The 21,841-nt window shown below is 59.8% G+C and carries 19 protein-coding genes; 7 read left to right on the top strand and 12 right to left on the bottom strand.

Annotation, left to right across the window (positions count from 1 at the left end):
• Nucleotides 1-123 precede the first annotated feature (123 nt).
• The 4 genes from EN846_RS03710 to EN846_RS35750 form a co-directional block, all read right to left on the bottom strand.
• Complete coding sequence (locus EN846_RS03710) at nt 124-300, bottom strand: YegP family protein (protein WP_127392778.1); 177 nt, start codon at nt 298-300, stop codon at nt 124-126.
• 341 nt (nt 301-641) lie between these two features.
• Nucleotides 642-1,895, bottom strand: coding sequence for an adenylate/guanylate cyclase domain-containing protein (locus EN846_RS03715; RefSeq protein WP_128273065.1), 1,254 nt, complete (start codon nt 1,893-1,895; stop codon nt 642-644).
• On the bottom strand, nt 1,892-2,281 hold the full coding sequence (locus tag EN846_RS03720) for a response regulator (protein ID WP_127392970.1): 390 nt from the start codon (nt 2,279-2,281) through the stop codon (nt 1,892-1,894). The genes EN846_RS03715 and EN846_RS03720 overlap by 4 nt, the downstream gene beginning before the upstream one ends.
• A complete protein-coding gene (locus tag EN846_RS35750) occupies nt 2,278-6,927 on the bottom strand; it encodes a GAF domain-containing protein (protein ID WP_245509055.1) in 4,650 nt (1,549 codons plus the stop codon). The genes EN846_RS03720 and EN846_RS35750 overlap by 4 nt, the downstream gene beginning before the upstream one ends.
• Nucleotides 6,928-7,244: 317 nt before the next feature.
• On the opposite strand from EN846_RS35750, the gene EN846_RS03740 reads away from it, so the two are divergent.
• A complete protein-coding gene (locus EN846_RS03740; RefSeq protein ID WP_127392972.1) occupies nt 7,245-8,267 on the top strand; it encodes an IS110 family transposase in 1,023 nt (340 codons plus the stop codon).
• A gap of 282 nt (nt 8,268-8,549) precedes the next feature.
• Nucleotides 8,550-8,705 carry a hypothetical protein gene (locus EN846_RS34985; protein WP_187331241.1) on the top strand — a complete coding sequence of 52 codons (156 nt, stop codon included), beginning with the start codon at nt 8,550-8,552 and terminating at the stop codon, nt 8,703-8,705.
• Here the strand turns inward: EN846_RS34985 and EN846_RS03745 are convergent.
• Nucleotides 8,702-10,039: an NAD(P)/FAD-dependent oxidoreductase gene (locus EN846_RS03745; protein ID WP_128346016.1), complete on the bottom strand. Its 1,338-nt coding sequence runs from the start codon at nt 10,037-10,039 to the stop codon at nt 8,702-8,704. The two genes, EN846_RS34985 and EN846_RS03745, sit on opposite strands and share 4 nt — an antisense overlap.
• Before the next feature lie 91 nt (nt 10,040-10,130).
• Here EN846_RS03745 and EN846_RS03750 point away from each other — a divergent pair, with 91 nt between their 5' ends.
• From EN846_RS03750 to EN846_RS03765, 3 genes are all read left to right on the top strand, one after another.
• Nucleotides 10,131-10,784, top strand: coding sequence for a TetR/AcrR family transcriptional regulator (locus tag EN846_RS03750; RefSeq protein ID WP_187331239.1), 654 nt, complete (start codon nt 10,131-10,133; stop codon nt 10,782-10,784).
• A 532-nt stretch (nt 10,785-11,316) separates the two neighbouring features.
• A complete protein-coding gene (locus EN846_RS03760) occupies nt 11,317-13,059 on the top strand; it encodes an adenylate/guanylate cyclase domain-containing protein (protein ID WP_127391335.1) in 1,743 nt (580 codons plus the stop codon).
• Nucleotides 13,060-13,731: 672 nt separating this feature from the next.
• Nucleotides 13,732-13,977: a hypothetical protein gene (locus EN846_RS03765; protein WP_127391334.1), complete on the top strand. Its 246-nt coding sequence runs from the start codon at nt 13,732-13,734 to the stop codon at nt 13,975-13,977.
• A 411-nt stretch (nt 13,978-14,388) separates the two neighbouring features.
• Here the strand turns inward: EN846_RS03765 and EN846_RS03775 are convergent, their stop codons facing one another.
• Nucleotides 14,389-14,700: a hypothetical protein gene (locus tag EN846_RS03775; protein WP_127391333.1), complete on the bottom strand. Its 312-nt coding sequence runs from the start codon at nt 14,698-14,700 to the stop codon at nt 14,389-14,391.
• A 668-nt stretch (nt 14,701-15,368) separates the two neighbouring features.
• On the opposite strand from EN846_RS03775, the gene EN846_RS36365 reads away from it, so the two are divergent.
• Together EN846_RS36365 and EN846_RS36500 are read left to right on the top strand one after the other, a co-directional pair.
• Nucleotides 15,369-15,503, top strand: coding sequence for a hypothetical protein (locus EN846_RS36365; protein ID WP_281035218.1), 135 nt, complete (start codon nt 15,369-15,371; stop codon nt 15,501-15,503).
• Between the two features lie 48 nt (nt 15,504-15,551).
• On the top strand, nt 15,552-16,055 hold the full coding sequence (locus tag EN846_RS36500; protein ID WP_348630790.1) for a hypothetical protein: 504 nt from the start codon (nt 15,552-15,554) through the stop codon (nt 16,053-16,055).
• 1,361 nt (nt 16,056-17,416) lie between these two features.
• Here EN846_RS36500 and EN846_RS03800 read toward each other — a convergent pair.
• From EN846_RS03800 to EN846_RS03825, 6 genes are read right to left on the bottom strand one after another with little or no spacing between them, the layout of a single operon-like run.
• Nucleotides 17,417-18,454 (bottom strand): Gfo/Idh/MocA family oxidoreductase, encoded by a 1,038-nt coding sequence (locus EN846_RS03800; protein ID WP_127391332.1) that lies wholly within the window; start codon nt 18,452-18,454, stop codon nt 17,417-17,419.
• Between the two features lie 7 nt (nt 18,455-18,461).
• Nucleotides 18,462-18,911 (bottom strand): type II 3-dehydroquinate dehydratase, encoded by a 450-nt coding sequence (gene aroQ, locus EN846_RS03805; RefSeq protein WP_127391331.1) that lies wholly within the window; start codon nt 18,909-18,911, stop codon nt 18,462-18,464.
• Between the two features lie 34 nt (nt 18,912-18,945).
• Entirely contained in the window at nt 18,946-19,314 is a 369-nt protein-coding gene (locus EN846_RS03810; RefSeq protein ID WP_126056263.1) for a 5-carboxymethyl-2-hydroxymuconate Delta-isomerase, read from the bottom strand.
• Nucleotides 19,315-19,328: 14 nt separating this feature from the next.
• Nucleotides 19,329-20,189: a shikimate dehydrogenase gene (locus tag EN846_RS03815; RefSeq protein ID WP_187331238.1), complete on the bottom strand. Its 861-nt coding sequence runs from the start codon at nt 20,187-20,189 to the stop codon at nt 19,329-19,331.
• An 18-nt stretch (nt 20,190-20,207) separates the two neighbouring features.
• A complete protein-coding gene (locus tag EN846_RS03820) occupies nt 20,208-20,981 on the bottom strand; it encodes an amino acid ABC transporter ATP-binding protein (protein ID WP_187331237.1) in 774 nt (257 codons plus the stop codon).
• Nucleotides 20,982-20,989: 8 nt separating this feature from the next.
• On the bottom strand, nt 20,990-21,814 hold the full coding sequence (locus EN846_RS03825; RefSeq protein WP_135858870.1) for a transporter substrate-binding domain-containing protein: 825 nt from the start codon (nt 21,812-21,814) through the stop codon (nt 20,990-20,992).
• Between the last annotated feature and the right edge of the window lie 27 nt (nt 21,815-21,841).

Genomic DNA, 21,841 nt, shown 5'->3' on the forward strand with positions numbered 1-21,841 from the left:
TTGCCTTGGGAGCTGAGGCCTCATTTACCCTAGCGCAACAAGTGCTAGTCCCGATCGAAGCTGTTTCGAAGCCAATATGCTCAGCTTCGGAATTGTCGCAGCGTTGTATGGCCTCGAAGGCGATCAGCTATTGTCTTCGACCGGCGCACTGGGGCCATTTTTCTTGATCGGGTCGATGGCGTTCTGAGCGCTGGATTTGCTTGCGTAGCCCTCGGTCGAGAATATCACCTCGCTATTGTACTTGAAGCGAACGCGAAACCCGCCAGCTTTGTCCTTATAGATTTCGAACTTATGTGCCATGGGTGTGCCTTCCGTTGACAGTGAGAAGCTCGCAGGAATCGAGATGGCCTTCAAGATCGTCTTGGCCTCTGCCAACAGGTGTTTTGCGTCTCGTTGGGCTACGGAAGCGGCGTGAATATCCCTGAGGATGCGAGCGAGCTGCGATCGTGGCGAGCCGCTTGATCAGCCACAATGTTTAGTCTGGACAACGCGCCGGACAATGGATCGCGGCGTACGCAGGTCCGATTTCGACGGCAGCTTTGCGCCTCTTGTCGGCCGTTGAGGGGCACCTTTGCCAACTCGTGAAAGCAGACATTGCCGGCAACGAGGCTTGACGGTCGCGGTCGCGACTGACGCAAAGATCAGTCGAGGCTGATCCGCGTTCCCTTGGCGCCGTTGAGCAGCCGCTTGAGATGGAAGCTGGCGAGCTGGTCGTCCGGACATTTGCCGATCTGCGCGGCGAAAGCCGTAAGCGCGTTTGCATCGCCGGCCTCCAATCTGCCGAAGGCTTCAAGATAGCTGGCTGTCGAAGGATCATCATACTGCTTTGACGACAAAGGCTCGAACGCGCGCAGCGCCTCGGCCCTGCCGCGCAGCATCAGATCGCCGACCGGCCGTCCGCGGAAGCCGTCGACCCTCGCAGCGGCGCTCGCGCTGACGCAGATGCGCGTGCCCAGCTGCTTGTTGGCGCTTTCCAGCCGAGCCGCTATATTGATGGTGTCGCCATAGGCCGTGTAGTCGAAGAAGCGGCCTCCGCCGAAATTTCCGACCAGCGCCGGACCTGCATGGACACCGATGCGGGTCGTACCGACCGCGACGCCCTTGTCGCGCCAGCTATCGCGGAACGATTGCGACAGCGCGTCGAGTTCGAGCGCGCAGGCAACCGCGCGCGCCGCATGGTCCTGCTGCTCGCCAGGCGCACCGAACAGCACATGCAGCGCATCGCCGACGATCTTGGCGACGGTGCCTTCATGCGCGAACACGACGTTGGTCATGCTGGCCAAATAGTCGTTGAGGAGCGCGCCTAGCGTGGCAGGGTCGATCGTTTCCACCAGCGTGGTGAAGCTGGTAATGTCGGTGAACAGCGAGGCGACCTCGCGCCACTGCCCGGCTAGCGCCGACCCGTCGGCGTCGCCGGCCAGCCGCTCGGCCAGATTGGGCGAGAAGTAGCGCGACAGCGATGCATGCGCGCGCTCCGCGAGCGCTTGCCGCCTATGCGCCTCGTGCAGCACCTCGCGATGCTTCAAGGTCTTGGCGATCGTGGTCTCCAGGTCGGCAAAGTCGATCGGCTTAGTGATGAAGTCGAAGGCGCCGCGGTTCATCGCAGTGCGGATGTTGGCCATATCACCGTAAGCGGAGACGATGACCGTCGAAAGCTGCTGCCCCTCGGCCTGCTGCAGCTTCTCCAGCAGCGAAAGGCCGTCCATACGGGGCATGTTGATGTCGCACAGCACCATGTCGATGTCGCTGTTGCCGTCGATGACGGACAGGGCGTCCACACCATCGCTGGCAAACAGGAAAATGACCGCGCCGTCGCGGATCTGACGCCGGAACTTCTGGACGATCAAGACTTCAAGGTCGGGCTCGTCGTCGACCACGAGGATGCGCGCCGTCACGCCACCATTCCCAGCCGCGTTTCGATCTGTTGCCTGAGCGCCGCAAAGTCGATCGGCTTGGTCAGCAGCGCTTCGGCGCCGTCCTCCAGCGCCTTGCGCTTGGTTTCGGCGTCGCCATAGGCGGTGATCATGATGACCGGGACGTCGGGCCGCAGCACTTTGATCTTGGGCAGCAGCTCGAGCCCGCTCATGCCGGGCATGTTGATGTCGGACAGCACCAGGATCAGTGTCACCCCTTTGGCGTGGTCGATCTGCTCCAACGCATCGACCGCCGATTGCGCGAACTCCATGGTGAAGCGGCTGGCTCGGATGTCGCGGCGGAACTGCTGGCGAAACAGCGGCTCGACGTCGGGCTCGTCGTCAATGACCAGGATGAGGAGGCTCATACTTCACCTCCCGATTTTGCGAGCGAGGCCGCAGCGCGCGGCAGCACAATCCGGAACTCGGTGAACTCGCCTGGCTGGCTGTCGACGTCGATCGTGCCGGCATGCTGTTTGACGACGATGTCATGGCTGAGCGACAGGCCGAGCCCGGTGCCCTCGCCGGCTGGCTTGGTCGTGAAGAATGGATTGAACATCTTCTCCTTCACCTCCGGCGGAATGCCAGTGCCGTTGTCGCGGATCCTGATTTCGACACGGTCGCCGAGACTCCTGGTGGCGGCGCAGAGCGTCGGCTCATAGCCCGTGCGTTTCGCCGCGGCGCTGCGCTTGGCCGTTGCATAAAAGCCGTTGGAGATGAGGTTGAGAAGCACCCGCGTGATCTCCTGCGGGTAGAGATCGACATCCCCCGCCTGCGGGTCGAAATTCCGCCTCAGCGTGACGTTGAATCCCGGCTTCTCGGCGCGCGCCCCGTGATAGGCAAGGTTCAGGCTCTCCTCCACGACGGCATTGATGTCGATCGGACGATGCTCTCCTGAACCCGCGCGCGAATGCAGGAGCATGTTCCTGACGATGGAATCGGCCCGCTTGCCGTGCTGGCCCACCTTGTCGAGATTGCTCTTGAGCATGGCCGTCAGCTCGGCGACCTCTTCGCGCACGGATGCCTCCAAAGGCGCTCCGGCCAGCACACTGCTCAAATCATCGATGAGCTCGCTCGAGAGCGCTGAGAAGTTGTTGACGAAGTTGAGCGGGTTCTTGATCTCGTGGGCGATACCGGCGGTCAACTGGCCGAGTGAGGCGAGCTTCTCCGTTTGCACGAGGCGGTCCTGCGCGGTCCTCAGATCTTCGAGCGAGCGTGACAATTCGCGGGTACGCGCCTGCACCTCGTCGAACAGCCGTACGTTCTCGATCGCTATGCCGGACTGGTCGGCAAACGTCTCGACAAGCTCGATCTGCCTCGGCGTGAAGTCCCGCACCTGTGACCGCGTCAGCGCGAACACTCCGACCGGCACGCCTTCGCGCAAGATCGGAACGCATAGAATGGTTCGGTAGCCGCCGAGCTTCTGAAGCTGCGTTGCCCCGTAGTCCGGGTCGGCGAGCACGTCCGAAACGTGGACGGCGCGGGCTTCGAGGGCCACCCTTCCGGTGACGCTGTCGCGACCGGGGGCGAAGGGATTGGCTTTGGCGAAAGCCGCGGCTTCAGGCAAATTGCCGAAGTTGGCCGACCATCGGTAGAGATCGCCGTCGCGCTTGAAGATGACGCTCGTGTCCGCGTCGCACAGCTTGGCCGCTGATTCTGCCAGCGTGTCGAGAACCGGCTGCAGGTCGAATGTGGAACGGCTGATCGCCTTCAGAACATCCGCCGTTGCCGTCTGCTGCTGCAGCGACTCGCTTAGCTCCGCAGTCCGCGCCTTGACCTCATCAAACAGGCGGACATTTTCGATGGCGATCACGGCCTGGTCGGCGAAGGTCTTCAGAAGTTCGACTTGCTTAGCGGCAAGAAAGCCCGTCTCAGCACGCCCGACTGCTATGCAACCGATGGGCAGGCCGTCACGCAGCATCGGCACGGCGACAGCACTGCGCAGGCCCGAAAAAGCCGCTGCGGCGCGATGCGTGAATTCACTATCCAGGGTGAGGTCCGGGATCTGCGCCACGTCAAGATATAGAATTGCCCGTTCGGCAGCGCTGCCGCGAGTAGGTGCCACGGGAAAGGTGTTGCGCACGATCTCAACGCTTTCTTCGGTGATGCCGTAGTGCGCGACGAAATGGAGAAGCTCGCCGTCAAATCTGTAGACAAAGCAGAACTGTGCTTCGCACAGACGGGCGGCGCTTTGCGCGATCATATTAAACACTGGCTGCCCATCGGTGGGCGAGCGGCTGATAACGCTGAGCACATCGCTGGTCGCCGTCTGGTACTCCAGCGCCTCTGTGGCCTCCCGTGTCCGCTGCTGCACCTCCTCGAAAAGGCGGACGTTCTCGATCGCAATTACGGCCTGGTCGGCAAAGGTCTGGACAAGTTCGATCTGGCTATCGGTGAAGGCCCCGGGTTCAGGTCGCGTCATTGCGAAGACGCCAATTACCGATCCTTCGCGCATTAGCGGTACACAGAGCACAGCCGAATAACCTCCGAGTCGCGGAGCTTCGGGAAGGCCATGTTCGGTGTCCTTGGTAACATCCGGAATATGGACGACTGCCTTGTCGAGTGCTGTTCGGCCGACCCAGGATTGTCGGGTGATCGGACTCGGATTCGCCTCTTCATACGCGCGATACTCCGGGGTTTGCTCGTAGCCTGCCGCAAGGCGGAAGACGTCGCCGTCCCGCATAAAGATGCCAGACAATTTCGCACCGCAGAGCCTCACTGCAGAATCGATAAGTGTCTGCAGGACGCTCTGCAGGTTGAATGCGGAGCGGCTTATGACCTTGAGTACATCCGCGGTCGCGGTCTGCTGCTGCAATGCTTCGCCAAGCTCGGCGGTGCGCGCCTGTACCTCTTCGAAGAGCCGCACATTGCCGATTGCGATGACGGCCTGGTTGGCGAAAGTTTTGAGGAGGCCGATTTGGTTGTCGCTAAAGGGCCGCGCCTCGATGCGCCGGATCATAAGCGCTCCGATTGCTTTTCCTTCCTGCAACAGCGGAGTGGCGAGAATCGCGCGGAAACCAAGACGTTGAGCCATCATTCGGGCAGTTGCAAACTCCTCTCCAGCGATGGTCAGGTCGGGAACGTGGACCGGAACCCGATCCAATACGGCGCGGCCGGTAACCACGTCGCGCGCGACCGGCAAGCCAGCACCGTCAATCGGAATTGGTCCGTGATGCGCTCCCACTGCCAGCCTGTCGGAGCGCAGCAGATAGATCGTTGCGTCATAGGCGTCGCAGAGCCGAGCGGCACTTTCAGCGACGGCGTCCAGCACAGGCTGAATGTCCGTAGGGGACCCGGCGATCACTTGCAAAATCGCGCCGGTGGCCATCTGCTGTTCCAGCGACTCGGCTAGGTCGCGGTTGCGGGACTCCACCTCTTCGAACAGCCGCACGTTCTCGATCGCGATGACCGCCTGATCCGAAAATGTCTGCACCAGTTCGATTTCGCGCGTACTGAACGGCGAGACCGACGAGCGGGCGAGGACGAAGACGCCGGTCACGGCGCCGTCACGCATCAGCGGAACGCCCAGCAGGGTGCGGAAGCCGCCGAGCCGTTGGCCTTCGATATTGGTATACTCCGGATCGTCGAGAACGTCGGCAATCTGCTCTACGGACCCGCTCTGGGCAACACGGGCGGCGATGCTGCCCCGGCCCGGCGTGACCGGGAGGTTGTTCATGTGGTCTTGGAATTCTTGGCTCCATCCGATCTGTACCGTCGGCTGCAACACGTCGCCCTGGCGCAGATAGATGTAGCCCATCCCGGAATGACAGAGGTCGGACGCGGACTTCACAAGCGTGTGCAGCACGGAATCGAGATCGAACACCGAACTGCTGATCGTCTTCAACACTTCGGCCGTCGCCGTCTGCTGATCCAGCGCCTCGGCCAGTTCACGATTGTGCCCCTCGACTTTCTCGATCAGACGAGCATTCTCGATGGCGATCACCGCCTGGTCGGCGAAGCTCTCGACCAGTTCGACTTGACGTGGTGAAAATAGCCCGATCGTCCGACGCCCCATGCCGAATACGCCGATGGTCTCCTGACCCCGCTTCAGCGGAACAGCAAGTACTCCGCGGAAACTCCCCATGATTGCCGCTTCGGGTCTTTCGTATTCTGGGTCTTCGAGCGCGTCCGCCACGTGGATCGTCAATCCCTCCAGCGCGGCGCGGCCCTGGAACGTCCCTCGTCCCACGACATGTGGGTTAGCTCGTTCGTAGGCATGCAGCTCGGCAGCCTGTCCGCCGCCTGCCATGAACCGCAGCGTATCGCCAACGCGCAATGTGATTGCGCCCATGTCCGCCCCAGCCAGGCGTATTGCCGAGTCGACCAGCGTCTGCAGTACCGGTTGAAGATCGAAGGCCGACCGGCTGATTGCCTTAAGCACATCGGCGGTCGCGGTCTGCTGCTCCAGCGCCTCGCCGAGATCGCGCGTGCGCGCCTGCACCTCCTCGAAGAGGCGGACATTTTCGATGGCGATGACGGCCTGATCGGCGAAAGTTTTGAGTAGCTCGACTTGTTTTTCGCTGAACGGTCTGACCTCCGTTCGGCGAATGACGAGCGCTCCAATGGCCTCGTCCTCACGCAGCAAAGGGGTGGCGAGAATTGTCCGGTGACCAAGCCGCAGCGCCATCGATCGGCCTGCAGGGAATTCGCCCTCCAGCGCGAGCAGATCATGCACGTGGATCGGCCTCCGATCGATCACCGCGCGGCCGGTGACCCACTCCCGCGTGATCGGAAAAGTGGCGAAGTCGATGGGGATCGGCCCGTGGTGTGCGCCAATGGCCAGCGATTCCCCTTGCCGCAGAAAGATCGCCGCGTCATAGGCGTCGCAGAGTTGTGCGGCGTTTTCCGCGACCGCATTCAGGACCGGTTGGATGTCGGTCGGCGATGCAGCGATCACCCTGAGGATCGCACTCGTCGCAGACTGCTGTTCAAGGAGATTGGCGACCTCCGCAGTGCGCACCTGATTTTCTTCGCGCGCCGCTGTCAACTCGGTTCGGAGCGAGCTGATAGCCATCTCAGAGTCGGAGTCGCACCCTCCCACTGAGTGCTCCTGTCTTTCTCTGCTCAGTGTCGGCTTTGGCCAGCCTAGCGTCAAGTTTGGTGACCTGCAACGTCCCTTTGTGACGCAGCGCGGCCGCTTTGGTGATGCACCTGAGCGTTGGAATTTCGGAGCTATTGCTGACAGGGAATACGTCCGAGATGGGATCGTAGGTCGAGTGCCCGCTTCTTCGCACCTTGACCTAAAACCAGTCGGTCAGCTTCTGATGCGGTGGACGGCTCTCCTCCCGCCCTGCGGTATGATCGTGGGGCCAGAGCTGGAGGAGATCTATGATGGGCAACGTTACGACGATTGGTCTGGATATTGCGAAGTCAGTGTTTCAAGTCCACGGGGTGGATGCGGCGAGTGAGGTTGTCTTTCGCAGGAAGCTGACGCGTGGGCGCGTGCTGGCATTCTTCGAGAGCCTGCCACGTTGCCTGGTCGGAATCGAAGCCTGCAGCTCGTCGCACTATTGGGCGAGAGAACTGAATGCACGTGGCCATGATGTGCGGCTGCTGCCGGCACAGTATGTGAAGCCTTATCTGAAGCGGCAGAAGAATGATGCTGCAGACGCAGAGGCGATCTGCGAGGCGGTGACACGGCCGACTATGCGCTTCGTGCCGATGAAATCACCCGAGCAGCAAAGTGTGATGATGCTTCACCGGGTCCGGTTGATGCTCAACCGCCAGCGGACACAGATATCGAACGCGTTGCGAGCGCACCTATCCGAGTTCGGGATCGTGGCGCCGATCGGGCGGAATGGGATCGAACAATTGCTCGTGGTCGTCAACGACGAGAACGACGCCAGGATACCTGCTGACGCGCGGCTATGCCTGCGCATGCTCGAGGCGCAGCTCAGGGTCGTGAAGGCGCAGATCCTGGAGAATGATCGAAGGGTGCGGGCGAGTGCGCGAGAGACCGAGCTTGGTCGCAGGTTGATGGAGATTCCCGGCGTAGGCCCGCTACTGGCGAGTGCGTTCGTTGCGACCGTCGCCGATGTTCACGCATTCAAGTCGGGGCGCTGCCTATCGGCCTGGATCGGACTCGTGCCGAAGCAGAACTCTAGCGGGGGAAAAGAGAAGCTTGGCAGCATCTCAAAGGCTGGCAATCGCTACCTGCGTCAATTACTCGTTGTCGGCGCAATGGCGGTCATCCGCTATGCCGAACGGAACGGGACGAGGAGGCCATGGCTTGTGCAGTTGATGGCGCGGCGAACAGCCAAGGTTGCGGCGGTTGCGTTGGCCAATAAGACCGCCCGGATGGTTTGGGCATTGATGACGAACGGCGAGCGCTACAGAGAGCCGGTCATCGCATAAACTGAGACAAGGCGAGCAGTCGCCGACGAAGTTGGAAAGGGCGGACAGGAGCTAATGCACAAAGCCGGTTGAAACCGCCGGATCAGGAAAACCCACTGGGGCCGTGCACTTCTAGTGCGAGCTTTCGATCGGGACCTGAGCCGCGCGAATGGCATTATGGCCAGCGGCACATGAAAGGCCGCACCTAAAGGTCGGATACATGGCCGCACCAACCAGCAAAGGCAAAAGCTCAGATATCCCCTTGCCAACGGAGAGCCGTCCATACACGGCCCCAAAGACGACATGACAGCTTTGCGCCTCATCTCGGTCGTCGCGCGGATCCTGCCCGCACCCCAGAAGCGACCAGCCGACGTGATCGGCAACGCTGTCCGCGTCATGCGCATTGCCACTGGCGAACTCAACCGCCAACTATCTCGCAGGCTGGCGCTCACCATCTAAATCGGCGCCAAGCTCTCAATGTGATCGGCGATGTAAGCCGCGTCACGCCCGACGAAGGATAGGACGGCCGACCGGAACGTGTGCATCCAGTGAAGTCCAAGAAAATAAACTCCCGGGCAAGGGGTGACGCCGCGCTGTTGGACTGGAGTGCCGTTAGCATCTATGATCTTTAGATTCACCCAGTCGTAGTTATAGGCGTATCCGCTTGCCCAGACGATCGTGCGAACGTTTTCCCCGCTCAATTTCAAGGCGGGCACGCTCTCGATCTGGAAAGGCAGCGGTGGCACCGAGCGATCCTGTTGGTCCACTTCCGACTGCATCGAAGTCGTAGCGGCCAGATGGTCTGCCGCCTCCAGGAAACCTGCATAACTTCTGTCGGCGGCCGCGAGCGCGTCCACAGCGTCATCAGCAAGTACTGCTGTACCATCGGCAATCCCAACTAATCGCCCCAGTAGAGTTGCGCCCTCAACGCCCAGCCGACGCGGATCAAGATCATACCCCCCGTCCATGCCGGTCAAAATTACCGACGGCGGGTACCTCCTATTGGGGAAGGAGTCGATCGTCACGTCGAAGCGGCCCAAATTTTCGTACCACCAGATAAGGTCTTGACCACGATAACGCCGAGGCACTCTGCTGTGTCGGCTGACAGCAAGAAATACTCGTCGGCCGCTGCGCAACAGTTCATCTGCAATCTGGCAGCCCGAGTTGCCACTGCCTACGACAAGGACAGCCCCCGGCGGCAGCTGTTGAGGGTTTCGGTAGCAGGTCGCATCGATCTGACAGATCGAGGCCGGTACTGCGTGGCTGTAGCCTGGAACGATCGGACGTTGAAACGGACCGGTCGCAATAACAACATGGCGCGCCCTGATCGGGCCGTTTGCGGTTTCGAGATGATAGGCTGCGCCGCGGTCATCGCGGGAGAGGCCAGTTACTTCAACGCCGGTGCGCACTGGCGCTTCTATCTCAGCGGCGTAGTCTACGAGAAAGCGCAAGACCTCTGAATGATGAACAAACCCGTCCGGCTCGGTCCCTGCATATGGCTTCCCTGGCAAGTCGAGCCAGCGGTTTGGTAGCTGGAACCGTAACGAGTCCCAACGTTCAGACCGCCATCGCTCGGCCACTGTAAACCGTTCGAGAACGATGTGCTGTCGACCGCGCTGACGCAAATGATAGCTCATGGCCAGTCCCGCCTGGCCACCGCCTATGATGACTGTGTCATGTTCCTCGTACAAGCTTTCGAGGCTGACTCGTGCGCCACCCAAGGCTGGTCGGTCTCGAGACTTTCGGTCAAATATGGGTCGTATGTTCACGCCTGGCGGGCCGTCAATATCCATCGCGCCGGTGTCCCTTTTACCGCCGACATCTTGGTTGGTCACTGACGGGCGGATGTGGTACCGTTACTTGATAGTAAACTGGTCTACTACAATGATTGAAAAGAATCTCGCTACACGTGAACGCTTGGTTTCCGAGGGATTGAAAGCGCTGATCCTGAACGGTTTTGACGGCGTCGGTCTGAATGCCATCCTCCAATCGGCACGTGTCCCAAAAGGCTCGTTCTACTATTTCTTCAAGAGCAAGGAGGAGTTTGCCGGTGCCGTGCTGGACGCTTACGAGCGCCACTATCTCGACTGGCGCGATGAAATGTTCAAGGACAGTTCCTGCAGCCCACTTAAGCGGCTCCGAAACTATTTCGACGCCGTAGAGGCCCAGCATCTGGCTGAGGTGCCGCTTGGCGGCTGCCTCTTTGGCGTTCTCAGCCAGGTCGCAGCTGCACGCAGCCCGGAATTCAGGGCGAGACTGGCCAGCGTGTTCTCCCGATGGGAGGAACAACTGTGTGGATTGCTGGAAGAGGCGAAGGCCATCGGAGAGGTCGGACCAAGCGTCGACGTCAAAGATGCGGCTGCCTTCCTAATCGATTGTTACGAGGGAATGCTGGTGCGCATGAAAGTCGATGGCGATCGAGGTTCTTTTGATAGATTCCGCCGCCTAGCCCTCGACCCTCTGGCATCAGGCAGACAACATGCGAAAAACTATCGCTGCATCGGAGGCGATCAGGAAAGCCAACAGACGCCTGAGTGAATCGCAAGCTGGTCCTCTGCGCGCCTGCCTACTTCAGGACCACTATTACCCACTTCGCACGTTCGGGCGGCCGAGTAGCTCACTGTGGAAGCCTGAAAGATGCCGTAACTTCGCCCCAACGAAGCTGGAAGGGCTTCCGCACCAGCGTTACCGTCGGCTTTCAGGTGCTCTTGATCTCTACGCGCTTAGCCAAGAGCTGGCTAAGTTCTTCGACCAGAGCGGGACACTGGTGCATCACTCGCGAGGCGATCCTTCGAGATCTCGTAAACGACGACGAAGGCGACGAGGCGCATTGTGGCCGGCCCCAGCGCCCATGAGAACGCCACGCTCGCTGGACAGATCGCCAGCGCCAGCCGGGTCACCTCATCTCTTCCTCCATCGTGGTCGTCCAGCTCGACCGATACGGTCCCGCCGCGGACGATCCATCAGGACGGGAGTTGGCCAAGGCGAAGGGTCTGCAGGTCGAGCCGATCTAAATGAAGCAGCCCTACCCCTGAGTCTGTGCTATGTCGGATAGCGAAGGAGGGGCAACGTGAGTGAGAGGCGCAAGCTTGCGGCGATCCTGGCCGCCGATGTCGTCGGATACAGCCGGCTGGCTGGGTCGGACGAAGATCGGACGCTCGCTCGACTCCGGGCGCTGCGCAGCGACCTCATCGATCCTACCATCGCGGTGCACACCGGACGCGTGGTGAAACGCACTGGAGACGGAACCCTCGTCGAGTTCCGCAGCGTGGTCGACGCTGTGCGCTGCGCCATTGAAGTGCAGAACGCCATGCTCGTACGCAACGCCGGGGTGCCTCCTGATCGACGTATCGAGTTCCGCATCGGGATCCATATCGGCGACATAGTCGAGGAGAGCGATGGCGACCTCATGGGCGACGGAATAAACATCGCCGCCCGCCTAGAAGGCTTGGCGAAGCCGAACGGAATCTGCTTGTCGGGTTCGGCCTACGAGCAGGTGCGTGAAAAGTTCAAGGAACAGTTTGTCGATCTGGGCGAGCAAACCTTGAAAAACATCGCCAGGCCAGTGCGCGCCTATCAAATGCTGTCCGGTGCCGCTTTCACGGAACCGGAGGTCGCACGAGGGCGACTAGTCCAGCAAGACAAGCCTTCGATCGCCGTGCTCCCGTTCCAGAACATGAGTGGCGATGTCGAGCAGCAATACCTCTGCGACGGGCTTACAGAGGACCTGATCACGGAGCTTTCACGCTTCCGGCAGATGCAGGTTGCGTCGCGCAATTCGTCCTCCCGGTTCCGCGGAGCCGACGTTGACATGATTCGAGCGGGACGCGAACTCTGCGTGCAGTACCTCGTCGAGGGCAGTGTCCGCCGTATGGGAACGCGCATCTGGATAACGGCCCAATTGATCGATGCAACGACGGGCAATCATGTCTGGGCAGAACGTTATGACAGTGCGCAAGACGAGATATTCGATATCCAGGATCGCGTCGTTCGCACTACCGTGGGAACACTTGTAGGACGAATGACGGCCGCGCGCACCGACTTGGTCCTGCGCAAGCCGCCAGCCAGCCTGGCGGCCTACGAATGTGTCCTGCGCGGCGATGCCTTGCCAATGGGTACGCCGGAGATTGAGGCAGAGGCTCGGCATTACTTCGAAAGGGCCATCGAACTCGACCCCAGCTACGCTCGTGCCTACGCATTATTGTCGTCAGCTATCGAGCGAGAGTGGTTTCTCGATATGAGTGGTTCGACCCGCTTGCTCGACGAGGCGTTCGAGATGGCGCGGAAGGCCGTCGCGCTTGATGAAAACGACCATCTGTGCCAACTTGTAATGGCTTGGACACAGGTCGATCGCGGCGCCTACGAAGTGGGTGAACAGCATTTCGCCAAGGCCATTTCGCTAAATCCAAACCATCCGGTCAATCACACCGACTTGGCGATGTTCTATAACTATCGCGGTGAAACCGAGAAAGCTATTGAGGGGATGCTGGAGGCGAAGCGCCTCGACCCATTCTTCAACCCTTCTTGGTATTGGGGCGAACTCGCCGCCGTTTACTTCAACGCGCGCCGCTATGACGACGCCATTGCCAACATGCGCCGATCAAGTTCTTTGTCGTTCTCGAAACAGGTTTGGTTCGCCGCAAGCTACGCAATGGCTGGCAAGCCCGATCTCGCGGGAGATTGTGTTGCTGGTTTGCTGCGCCGGGTCCCGGATTTCTCTACTGCCCGATACGTGGCCAAGGAGCCGCTGTTTCGCATCGAAGACCGCCAGCATCTAGCTGAAGGCATGCGCAAAGCGGGCTTGCCGGAATGACCGCTATAGGACCGAAATTCCTACCCATCCGCGCCGGTCCCGGCATGGAACCCACGCATTAACGGCATGCCTGCTTCGCGTATTCTTAAGAAGACCGTCTATGAAGACTGGTGCTATAGTGATCGCAATCCCATCAAAAGCCCGCCGCTTTGGCGACGGGCTTTCTGGTTGCTGGGCGCTGGCGTCATGCGGCAACGCCGCTGAAGTCAGTTAGTTGCATTAGCGGCCTGCGATCAGCTGACAGAGCTGCCGCAAGTCGCGGTCGTAAGCGTCTTGACTGCTGAGCAGGTCCGCGCAGCGTTTTTCATCCGGACCAATTGCGCGCCGGACATATCATCGACGACGTTGAGCACTCTCGGGTTGGTCGCGATAGGGGAATTGGTGGCATCGGACAGGCTGCTCGGACGGATTCCAACCCCGACACCTGCCGAGACGCTACTTCCCACCCTGATATCGCCTCCAGCACCAATCGTGTTCGTGTCGCCGACTGTAGCGCCAAGTCCGGCTGTGACGCCGCTTGCGCCACCAAGCGTCGCCCCGGGGATTTGACTCGTAGCGCTCCGGCAACCCTCAATGCTGGGGTATGGCCCGGTTCGCAGCCAACTGTGACGGAACCAAATGCAGCCCGAAGATGTTTAGCCGGAGGAAGTTCAACCGCGCGGAGGTTGTCCCGTGATCACGAACCCGACTGACCTAATCGATTTTGGAAGATCGCTGTTCTACGGCCGGCATACCGCAAAGATCGCCAAACCGCCTGTTTCGAGAGCCTTTCAAGGAGGCGTCTTCGCCGCTCGCACGGGGATGGAAAGGGACGACAACCCCTATCCGTGGGGGACGGTTGCCCACATCGATTGGATCGACGGTTATGAGTCCTCGGTCCAAGTAGGTCAGGCGATGGATCTCGACTGGGCAGGCTGACGCCACCGCCATCAGGTTGACAGGCAGCAGCCGTTTTGGTGGAGGCGTGGGCAATTATCAACCCGAAGAGGTAGTGTCGATAAGCACGATGGTTTGCGAGGCTAGGTTCCTGAAGGTCGACTAGAGTTGCCGGCCGGCACTAGCGGATCCGCTGGACGCGGCCTCTATCGAGTCGAAATACCCCGTTCTGGCCGCCCTGCTTCTCAAAGTCGGTTTGTAGCTCATCCCAGGTGCCAAGGTACTTTCCGCAATCATCGCAAAAAATGGGCGTATCCGGACGAGAGTCATCGGGTATTCTCAGCCTGATGGTGAGGCAGTATGGGCATTCCAACCGATGATCGAGATATTTCGGGGCCATCGACAAGTTCACAATCTGCTCTGATTTGCGCTCGATCCCGCGCTGGCCAAGCGCTAGTTCTCGCTCGCCAAAAGAAGTGGTGGTTGGCCGTGGAAGGAGGTCGCAAATCGCCCGGCCAGCCTAGTTTCCGCTTCGTGCGCAGCAAGAATGCCGCTCGTACCATCGAATTCCATCGGGATGTGAAACATTTGAGCGGTGTCCAGGACTATCTCCTCAATGTCCTCAAGGGCGATATTCTCCGAGAGATGGCGACGCCTGACTTGTTCCGCCACGACCGGAACGTTGACAATGCGAAGCCTCTGGAACGCCTCAGTGACACTCGCCGTAACGTCGTCCAGTAGGGTCTGTGAATAATGGTAGCGCATGGTGACCTCTTGTCCTCCGGACCGGGTTACCCTCACCTTCACCATGCGCGCTCGCGAAGGGGAGCACAAGTCACAAAGCATTAAATAAGCTAATATTTTCAAGAAGTTAGTACTTACGGTAGACGCAGCCCTTAATGCATTCACCTCATCAGGCGTACAGACCCAAGACGATGGTCATGCAACCTTTGGAGGGTTATGCTCATTATACGCTAACTACTCATTCGACGCTTTATGGGTGAGGTCGCAAAATGCCACAAATCGAGAGACCTGTACGTCTTCAAATAATGTTGTCGCAAAGGGAAATTGATGCGCTGGAGGACTGGCGCTTTGAAAGACGAATGCCAAGCCGAGCGTCAGCGGTGCGTGAGCTGTTGAGGCGGGGCCTGGCTGCTGAGGGCTTTCTCTTGGCGGATGGAAATATCAAATCTCAGGATTTTGGCATTGTCGGTAGCGGAAACGGACAGGGGGATGCCAATTAGGACGCTTCATCGACAAGGTGACCTTTGACGCCGAAACGGGCTCATGACCATGCGTGCCTCGATGCAGGATTTCGGGAAGAATTAGCGTAGTGCGCAGAGTTGGACCTATATGCTAAAATCTCGCCGATGGACCAACGAACCATTGATAGAGCGCTCGTCCTGCTCAGGCAGTATCGCGACACGCTCGTAATGAGCTACGCGCCAATAGGGCCTGACGGCGTTCCTGAGATACGCACGCCAGCACAGGCCGCTGATCCGCTCGAAATAGCCGCGCTGGAAGATATCGCCTCGCTCGATGCGGTCATCAAAGAGATGTCGACCTAACGTCTCCGACGGAAGGAACCTAATGCCCCGCCGGCGCTTGTCGCCGAGATGAGCACGCGCGGCATCAACTTTCTCCACAAATGGATTTCCAACAACATCCCGGAGACGGTCGGCGCCGACGTCATCTCCGTGGCTGAATTGGCCCAACAGCTTTTTGCTGACGCCAAGGCACTCGGGATCGACAGCACGGAGATCGAGGAAGAAATTGGGAGCGTCTATGAGGTGATCTTTGACGCCACCGTTCATCGGGAGGCCGGCGTGTCGGATTGGTTGGAGCCGCACTATATCGGGTGCATGGGCAAGGGCTGGACGTTCCAAAGCTTGATCGACGCCAAGATGGCCGTGACGGCGTTCTGTCATTGGTCTCCCTGCAACCATAGCCAAAAGCTCGACCTTGCCCAGCTCCGGGACCGCTACGGCCCTGACGCGCCGGCAAAGGCCGATGACCTCATTCCAAAGTTGAAATGCAACAGGTGCGGCGGCACGGATGTCGGCCTGGCCTACACGCCCGACACCAGCCCCAACGCCTACGGCAGGGCCAAGGGCAGCTAATCGACCATGTCGCGCAGCGGCTTTTTGCGTGTCGGCGTGAAGATCGGAAACTGCAGTTCACCTGCAATGCCCGGACGCCGGAGAAGCGGCGCAAGAGGTAGCTTGAAATCAGAAAACCGCTCACAAAATAACAGGCAGGGTCTTAGCCAATTGAGGGTTGCGTAATGCCTCTGTCGTGCCTCGACGGGATACTTGTGCCAAGCGATCTGGAGTTGCTCCAGCGGGTGTTCGATCGGCTTTGCGATGAGCGCCGTCTAGCCCAAAAAGACAAGGAGCAGAGGGAAGACCTCGCTGCTGAAATCGTCAGCGCTTTCCGGAACGGGATTGCCGACGAAACGGAGCTATTGCGGGCGATTTCGAAGCGCCTCATGGCTTAGCTGCTAGTGCGGGCCGAAAGGACCAGGCGGGCGCCAGGAGGCCCGGGGCTCTGCGCTGACAGCGGAAACGGGAAATGCGCGTTCTAGGCTTCTCTGTGAAGAGATGGCCGACGCCTATTGGGCGGGGGGCTTGGGGTAACAGGCGCCGGCCAAGGCGGATCAGGTCCGCCGCCACATTGAGGTAGGGTAAGGCTGTCCGCGGGAGTATGGCGTGATCGCGGAAGTTAGGGCTTGCTGACACTCGGCGGGCAACTAAGCGATAAAGACCGGACGCGCCCTTCCGGACAGGCTGACTGAGCAACATCTGCTTTGGCAGTAAGGCGTTCCCCCGCAATAAGAGGTGCTTGACCAGTTCAGCGGATGAGAACATCGTGCCGGGCGGAGCTTCAGAAGTCCCGCCGATTGGCCTTTGCCTGCGGGCCGTAGGCATCCAGAGCGATGGCAGGACGATCCTTGCCGGGATCATATTAGATTTTGCTCGGCCATGTGCAGGTTGATCCTCGCCCTTACCTTCGTGGTCACCTGTGGGCCTGTTTCCGCAGCAGAGCATTGGTTTGCTATCCGCGTACGCAATCGGCCGGCTGGATCATCACGGCGCCGGGCGTGTAGAGGCCGCCGAGATAGTAGGACGACCCGGTGATGTCCCGCATCTCGTCCGCGCGGAGGCGGTGCGCCGGCGCGGGGAGGGCGGTTGCGGGACGACGCTGTGCGGCCGCGGTGGCCTATGCCGGTGAAGGGCTGCACATTGACCAGGCCGCCCCGGCGTGTCGTGCGTCACCGAACTCTGCCGGGTCAGGCGCGGCGGCGGCAGCGCTATGCGCCCTGGCCAAGGCTCGATTCAGACGGCGACCCATTCACATGGGATAGGCGGCCACGGTTCCTCCGCCAAAAGCGCGATGCCTAGCGTCGGTGTTGAGCCGGCGTCTCATCGCATCGGAAGCAAGGAGACGCGAAGGACGAGCAGGTGGTCAAATTACTCATGCGTCAGTTCAACTCGATACGTTCTCCCGTTGCCGCCGAGCGCTTTACCGCATCGACCACCCTCAAGGTTTTGAGCCCCTCACGCCCGCTGACAAGCGGGGGTTCGTCTCCGCGGATCACCTTGCAGAATTGTCTGATCTGCAGAACAAGTGGGTCCTCGTCGTCGACCTCGATACGCGTTTGGTCAAAGGGTTCCCACCAACTCCGTTTACCAGGATTGCGCCAGACCTCGAGCGACGGAACAGCCAGCGATCCGTGCGTCCCTCCGATCATGTAACAGGATTGCTCGGTCTTGGGGTAAGCCGGATTCTCTCCGGTTGTCATCTCCCAGCTCCACGGTGCGACCACCGCGTCCGAGACTGTCGCAGTTCCCAACACTCCGTTCTTGAACTCAATCAGGATCACTGCCGTTTCCTCAACTGCGTTGCCGCGCACCGCGTTGGACTCGCGTGCCTGAACCGCAACCACATCGCCGAAAAGGTAGCGCAGATTATCGACATCGTGGATGAGATTGAGGAAAACCGGCCCCGCACCGCGCTCACGACGCCACGAGATGTCGAAGTAGTCGTCGGGTTTGAATAGCCAGAACATCGCATTGACAACAAGAACGCGGCCGAGCTTTCCGCTTTCGATGATTTCCTTTGCCTTCTGCATCATCGGATTGTGTCGCCGGTGATGACCGGTCAAAAGAGGAACGCCTTTTGCCTCAGCCGCTGCGATCAGCTTTTCCCCGGATATAATGTCGTCGGCGATAGGCTTCTCGATGAGTGCAGGAATGCCGGCTTCGACGGCTTCCAACCCGTTCTGGACGTGAGCCGGGTTGGGCGTAGCCACGATGATCCCATCAGGTCGGTCTGCGGCAATCATGTCCGCGAAGCTTGGAAACCACCTCACGCCGGCTTCCTTGGCAATGGTCTCGCCAACCGGCGTGGGATCGACCACGGCGCTGAGTTGCGCCGAGGGCTCGGCCAGGACGTGCTGAATATGGCGCTTACCGATGAGGCCTGCCCCAACTACGGCCAGCTTAACCCGTTGGGTCATGGTCACCTCAGCCGTTGCCCGCCGCCTTGATCATTGTCGCCGCGCGTCGGATGGCAAGCTGGTATCCTTCCGTACCAAGGCCGCAAATCACGCCGTCCGCGCGGTGCGAAACGAACGAATGGTGTCGGAAGCTTTCGCGCTTGTGCACATTGGAGATGTGGATCTCGATCACAGGCCCCTCGAATGTATTCAGAGCGTCAAGGATGGCGAGTGAGGTATGGGTGAAGGCCGCCGGATTGATGACGATGCCCGCACCGTCCTCGCGCGCCTCATGAATCCAATCGATGATCTCGTATTCCCGGTTGCTCTGATGAAAGCGGATTTCATGGCCGAAGTCGGCTGCCAGCTTGCGGCAGTCCGCCTCTACATCTGCGAGCGTTTCATGCCCGTAGATATGTGGCTGGCGTTTGCCAAGCAGGTTGAGATTAGGTCCGTTGAGAACGTAGATCAGGCTCATGGCATAGTGTCCTTCTTGAGCAACGCTGTCCTGGTCAGACGAACGCGATTGCTTGAACGGCAAAATCAGGGTCCGACTCGTAGAGATCCGCGCGCAGGCCGAGCTTTCCAGCTTCGAGAGCAGGCGCGGCGATCGTCCGCGCGGCCTCGAGAACGGCAGTGAGAAGCTTCTGCTTGGTCTTTGCAGTACGACCCGGTGCCATCCGCACGATGATTTGGATGAAATGATGATCGACATGCTCATCGCCAACGCAGGAGTATGTCGCCTCCCGCGCAAGCGTGCGCACGGCGGAAGGTTTCACAAGGCCGCCATCGCGAACGCAGCGATGCACGGTCAGCGTCAGTCGATCCATGGCTACATGCTCGCCTGCGCCCCGGCTATAGTCGATGATGATATGCGGCATTTGGGATTTCCCCATCAAGCCGACAGGCGGCATAGGTCCGTAAAGTGAAGGGACATGCGGTCTGCGTCCGGTGCTATCCCGGTGAACAATTCGAAAGCCGCTGCTGCCTGGTAGACGGTCATGCCGCCGCCCCGAAGGGTCCGGCAGCCTTTTCCTTCGGCGAGAGCAAGGAGCTCTGTGACGAGTGGCATATAGACGATGTCGGCCACCCAATGCCGTGGCAGAAGCCATTCCGCATCTATGGGCAAACCAGGATGGCTCTTCATACCCGTCGGCGTCGCGTGGATAAGGCCGTCCGCGGAGCGCAGGGCGCTGCCGACATCCGTCGTGGCACGCGCGCAATCCCTTGAGAACCGATCGTTCAACTGCGGGGCCAAGGTTTCCGCCCGTTTTGAATCCTGGTCAAAGATCGACAATCTCTCAATACCGAGCTTGATTGCTGCATGGGCCACGGCGACACCGGCGCCGCCGGCGCCAAGCAGCACGGCATGCGACTTGGCGACGTCCGGAAGGCCGCGCTGGAAATTCTCGTAGAAACCGTACCAATCCGTGTTGTGGCCGATCCTCTCGCCGTTGCGAAAGACCACGGTGTTGACCGCACCGAGCATCTCTGCATCCTCGGAAAGGCGACTGAGGTGGGCGATCACCGTCTGCTTGCACGGATGTGTAATGTTACTGCCGGCAAAACCGCGCTGCTCTGCCTCGTCCAGCAGGTCCGGCAGCGCGGAGGCGGGAAGGCCTCGCTCGGCGAAGTCGAGAAGCTCGTAACGGTAATCGAGGCCCTGGCGTCGCCCCTCCGTTTCGTGGAGGGCCGGGGACTTTGACATTTGAATGTCGGCACCGATCAGCCCCACGAGGAATTTTTTGTTGTGCATTGGCATCGCTTTCGAAAGTCAGTGATGGGCCAGGATTTCACCGAGGAAGGTTTTCGTGCGCTGGTGCTCGGGAGACTTGAAGAAGACCTCCGGTTCGGCCTCTTCGACGATTTCTCCGGAGTCCATGAAGATGACGCGGTCAGCGACCTGACGGGCAAACCCCATCTCGTGCGTGACACAGATCATCGTCATGCCGTCACGGGCGAGCCCGATCATGGTGTCGAGCACCTCTTTCACCATTTCGGGATCGAGGGCAGAGGTCGGTTCGTCGAAGAGCATGACCTTCGGCTCCATGCAGAGCGCGCGGGCGATGGCGACGCGTTGTTGTTGTCCGCCCGATAGCTGCGCGGGATATTTGTCCGCCTGGTCAAGGATACGAACGCGCTCGAGATATTTTCGAGCCAGTCGCTCTGCGTCAGCGTGGCTCACGCCACGAACACGCATTGGGGCGAGGGTACAGTTCTGAAGTACGGTTATGTGGGGGAAGAGATTGAAGCTCTGGAAGACCATTCCCACTTCGCGACGTACAGCGTCGATCGATCTGGTGGTTCCGTCCAGTACGTGACCCTCGACGACGATCTTGCCTTCCTCGATCGTCTCGAGGGCATTGATGCAGCGGATTAACGTTGATTTCCCGGAGCCTGACGGCCCGCAGAGGACGATCCTTTCGCCTTTGCGGACCGACAAACTGATGGATTTCAAGGCATGGAAAGTGCCGTACCACTTCTGCACATCCTCAAGGGAAATCAGCTTCGATTGATCTTTTGCGGAATTGAGCACGGAACCCTCCATTTGGGCTTTTACTGCACGGTGAACGGGATGTTCGGAATGGATTCCGGGAACTGCGGCAGATCGATCGCCATCCACTTCTTCGTGATGGCGGCGAGCTCACCATTGGCCTTGATCTTGTCGATGAAGGCGTTGACGGCTTCGTTCCAGTCCTTCTCGCCGAGACGGGTACCGACGCCGTTGTAGGTCGTCAAAAAGTTAATCTTGCGCTCATACGTGCCGGCACTCGCCGCATCCAGACGCTGGCCATAGAACTGGTTGCCGCCAACCGCCTTTACCTGCCCGGAGACCAAAGCCTGGATGGTTGCGGCGTCGTCATCAAAGCGGCGAACCGTTGCGGTGGATCCGACGGCGTTCGTTACTGCCTTGTCCTGCGAACTGGATTTCGGAACGCCGATCTCCCATCCGGCAACGTCTTCAGGCTTCGTAACCGTGTCGGACTTGGCAGCATAAAGCGAAATCGTGTTGGCGGCGTAAGGCTTGCTGTATTGAATTGCTTTCGCACGTTCTTCCGTCATCGCCATCGTTGCGAACAGGATGTCGACTTTGCCGGTGGTAAGTGCCGGAATTCGGTTGGCAACGGCGAGCGGCTGGAATTGAACCTTCACGCCCAATTCCTTGGCAAAAAGGTTGGCGATGTCAGCGTCGAAGCCGTCCTGCACGCCGCTTGTGTTGACGAACCCCCATGGCGCATTGTCGCCCTGGATGCCGACCACGAGCGTGCCCTTTGCCTTGATTTCCTCTACAGTTGCCGCAGCGGCTGCGGCAGTGCCAACGGTTGCGAAGGCAATAGTTGCCAGAGCAAATCCGAGAAAAATCCCACGAATGTTATGCATGCTTATTCTCCTCCTTAAGAGTGTTGC

This window comes from Mesorhizobium sp. M4B.F.Ca.ET.203.01.1.1, from assembly GCF_004791025.1.
In the GTDB taxonomy this organism is placed as follows: domain Bacteria; phylum Pseudomonadota; class Alphaproteobacteria; order Rhizobiales; family Rhizobiaceae; genus Mesorhizobium; species Mesorhizobium abyssinicae.

Coding starts and splice junctions, on each gene's coding strand:
- EN846_RS03710 (WP_127392778.1), bottom strand. CDS start 300: ATGGCACATAAGTTCGAAATCTATAAGGACAAAGCTGGCGGGTTTCGC.
- EN846_RS03720 (WP_127392970.1), bottom strand. CDS start 2,281: ATGAGCCTCCTCATCCTGGTCATTGACGACGAGCCCGACGTCGAGCCG.
- EN846_RS35750 (WP_245509055.1), bottom strand. CDS start 6,927: ATGGCTATCAGCTCGCTCCGAACCGAGTTGACAGCGGCGCGCGAAGAA.
- EN846_RS03740 (WP_127392972.1), top strand. CDS start 7,245: ATGGGCAACGTTACGACGATTGGTCTGGATATTGCGAAGTCAGTGTTT.
- EN846_RS34985 (WP_187331241.1), top strand. CDS start 8,550: ATGACAGCTTTGCGCCTCATCTCGGTCGTCGCGCGGATCCTGCCCGCA.
- EN846_RS03745 (WP_128346016.1), bottom strand. CDS start 10,039: ATGGATATTGACGGCCCGCCAGGCGTGAACATACGACCCATATTTGAC.
- EN846_RS03750 (WP_187331239.1), top strand. CDS start 10,131: ATGATTGAAAAGAATCTCGCTACACGTGAACGCTTGGTTTCCGAGGGA.
- EN846_RS03775 (WP_127391333.1), bottom strand. CDS start 14,700: ATGCGCTACCATTATTCACAGACCCTACTGGACGACGTTACGGCGAGT.
- EN846_RS36365 (WP_281035218.1), top strand. CDS start 15,369: ATGAGCTACGCGCCAATAGGGCCTGACGGCGTTCCTGAGATACGCACG.
- EN846_RS36500 (WP_348630790.1), top strand. CDS start 15,552: ATGAGCACGCGCGGCATCAACTTTCTCCACAAATGGATTTCCAACAAC.
- EN846_RS03800 (WP_127391332.1), bottom strand. CDS start 18,454: ATGACCCAACGGGTTAAGCTGGCCGTAGTTGGGGCAGGCCTCATCGGT.
- aroQ (WP_127391331.1), bottom strand. CDS start 18,911: ATGAGCCTGATCTACGTTCTCAACGGACCTAATCTCAACCTGCTTGGC.
- EN846_RS03810 (WP_126056263.1), bottom strand. CDS start 19,314: ATGCCGCATATCATCATCGACTATAGCCGGGGCGCAGGCGAGCATGTA.
- EN846_RS03815 (WP_187331238.1), bottom strand. CDS start 20,189: ATGCACAACAAAAAATTCCTCGTGGGGCTGATCGGTGCCGACATTCAA.
- EN846_RS03820 (WP_187331237.1), bottom strand. CDS start 20,981: ATGGAGGGTTCCGTGCTCAATTCCGCAAAAGATCAATCGAAGCTGATT.
- EN846_RS03825 (WP_135858870.1), bottom strand. CDS start 21,814: ATGCATAACATTCGTGGGATTTTTCTCGGATTTGCTCTGGCAACTATT.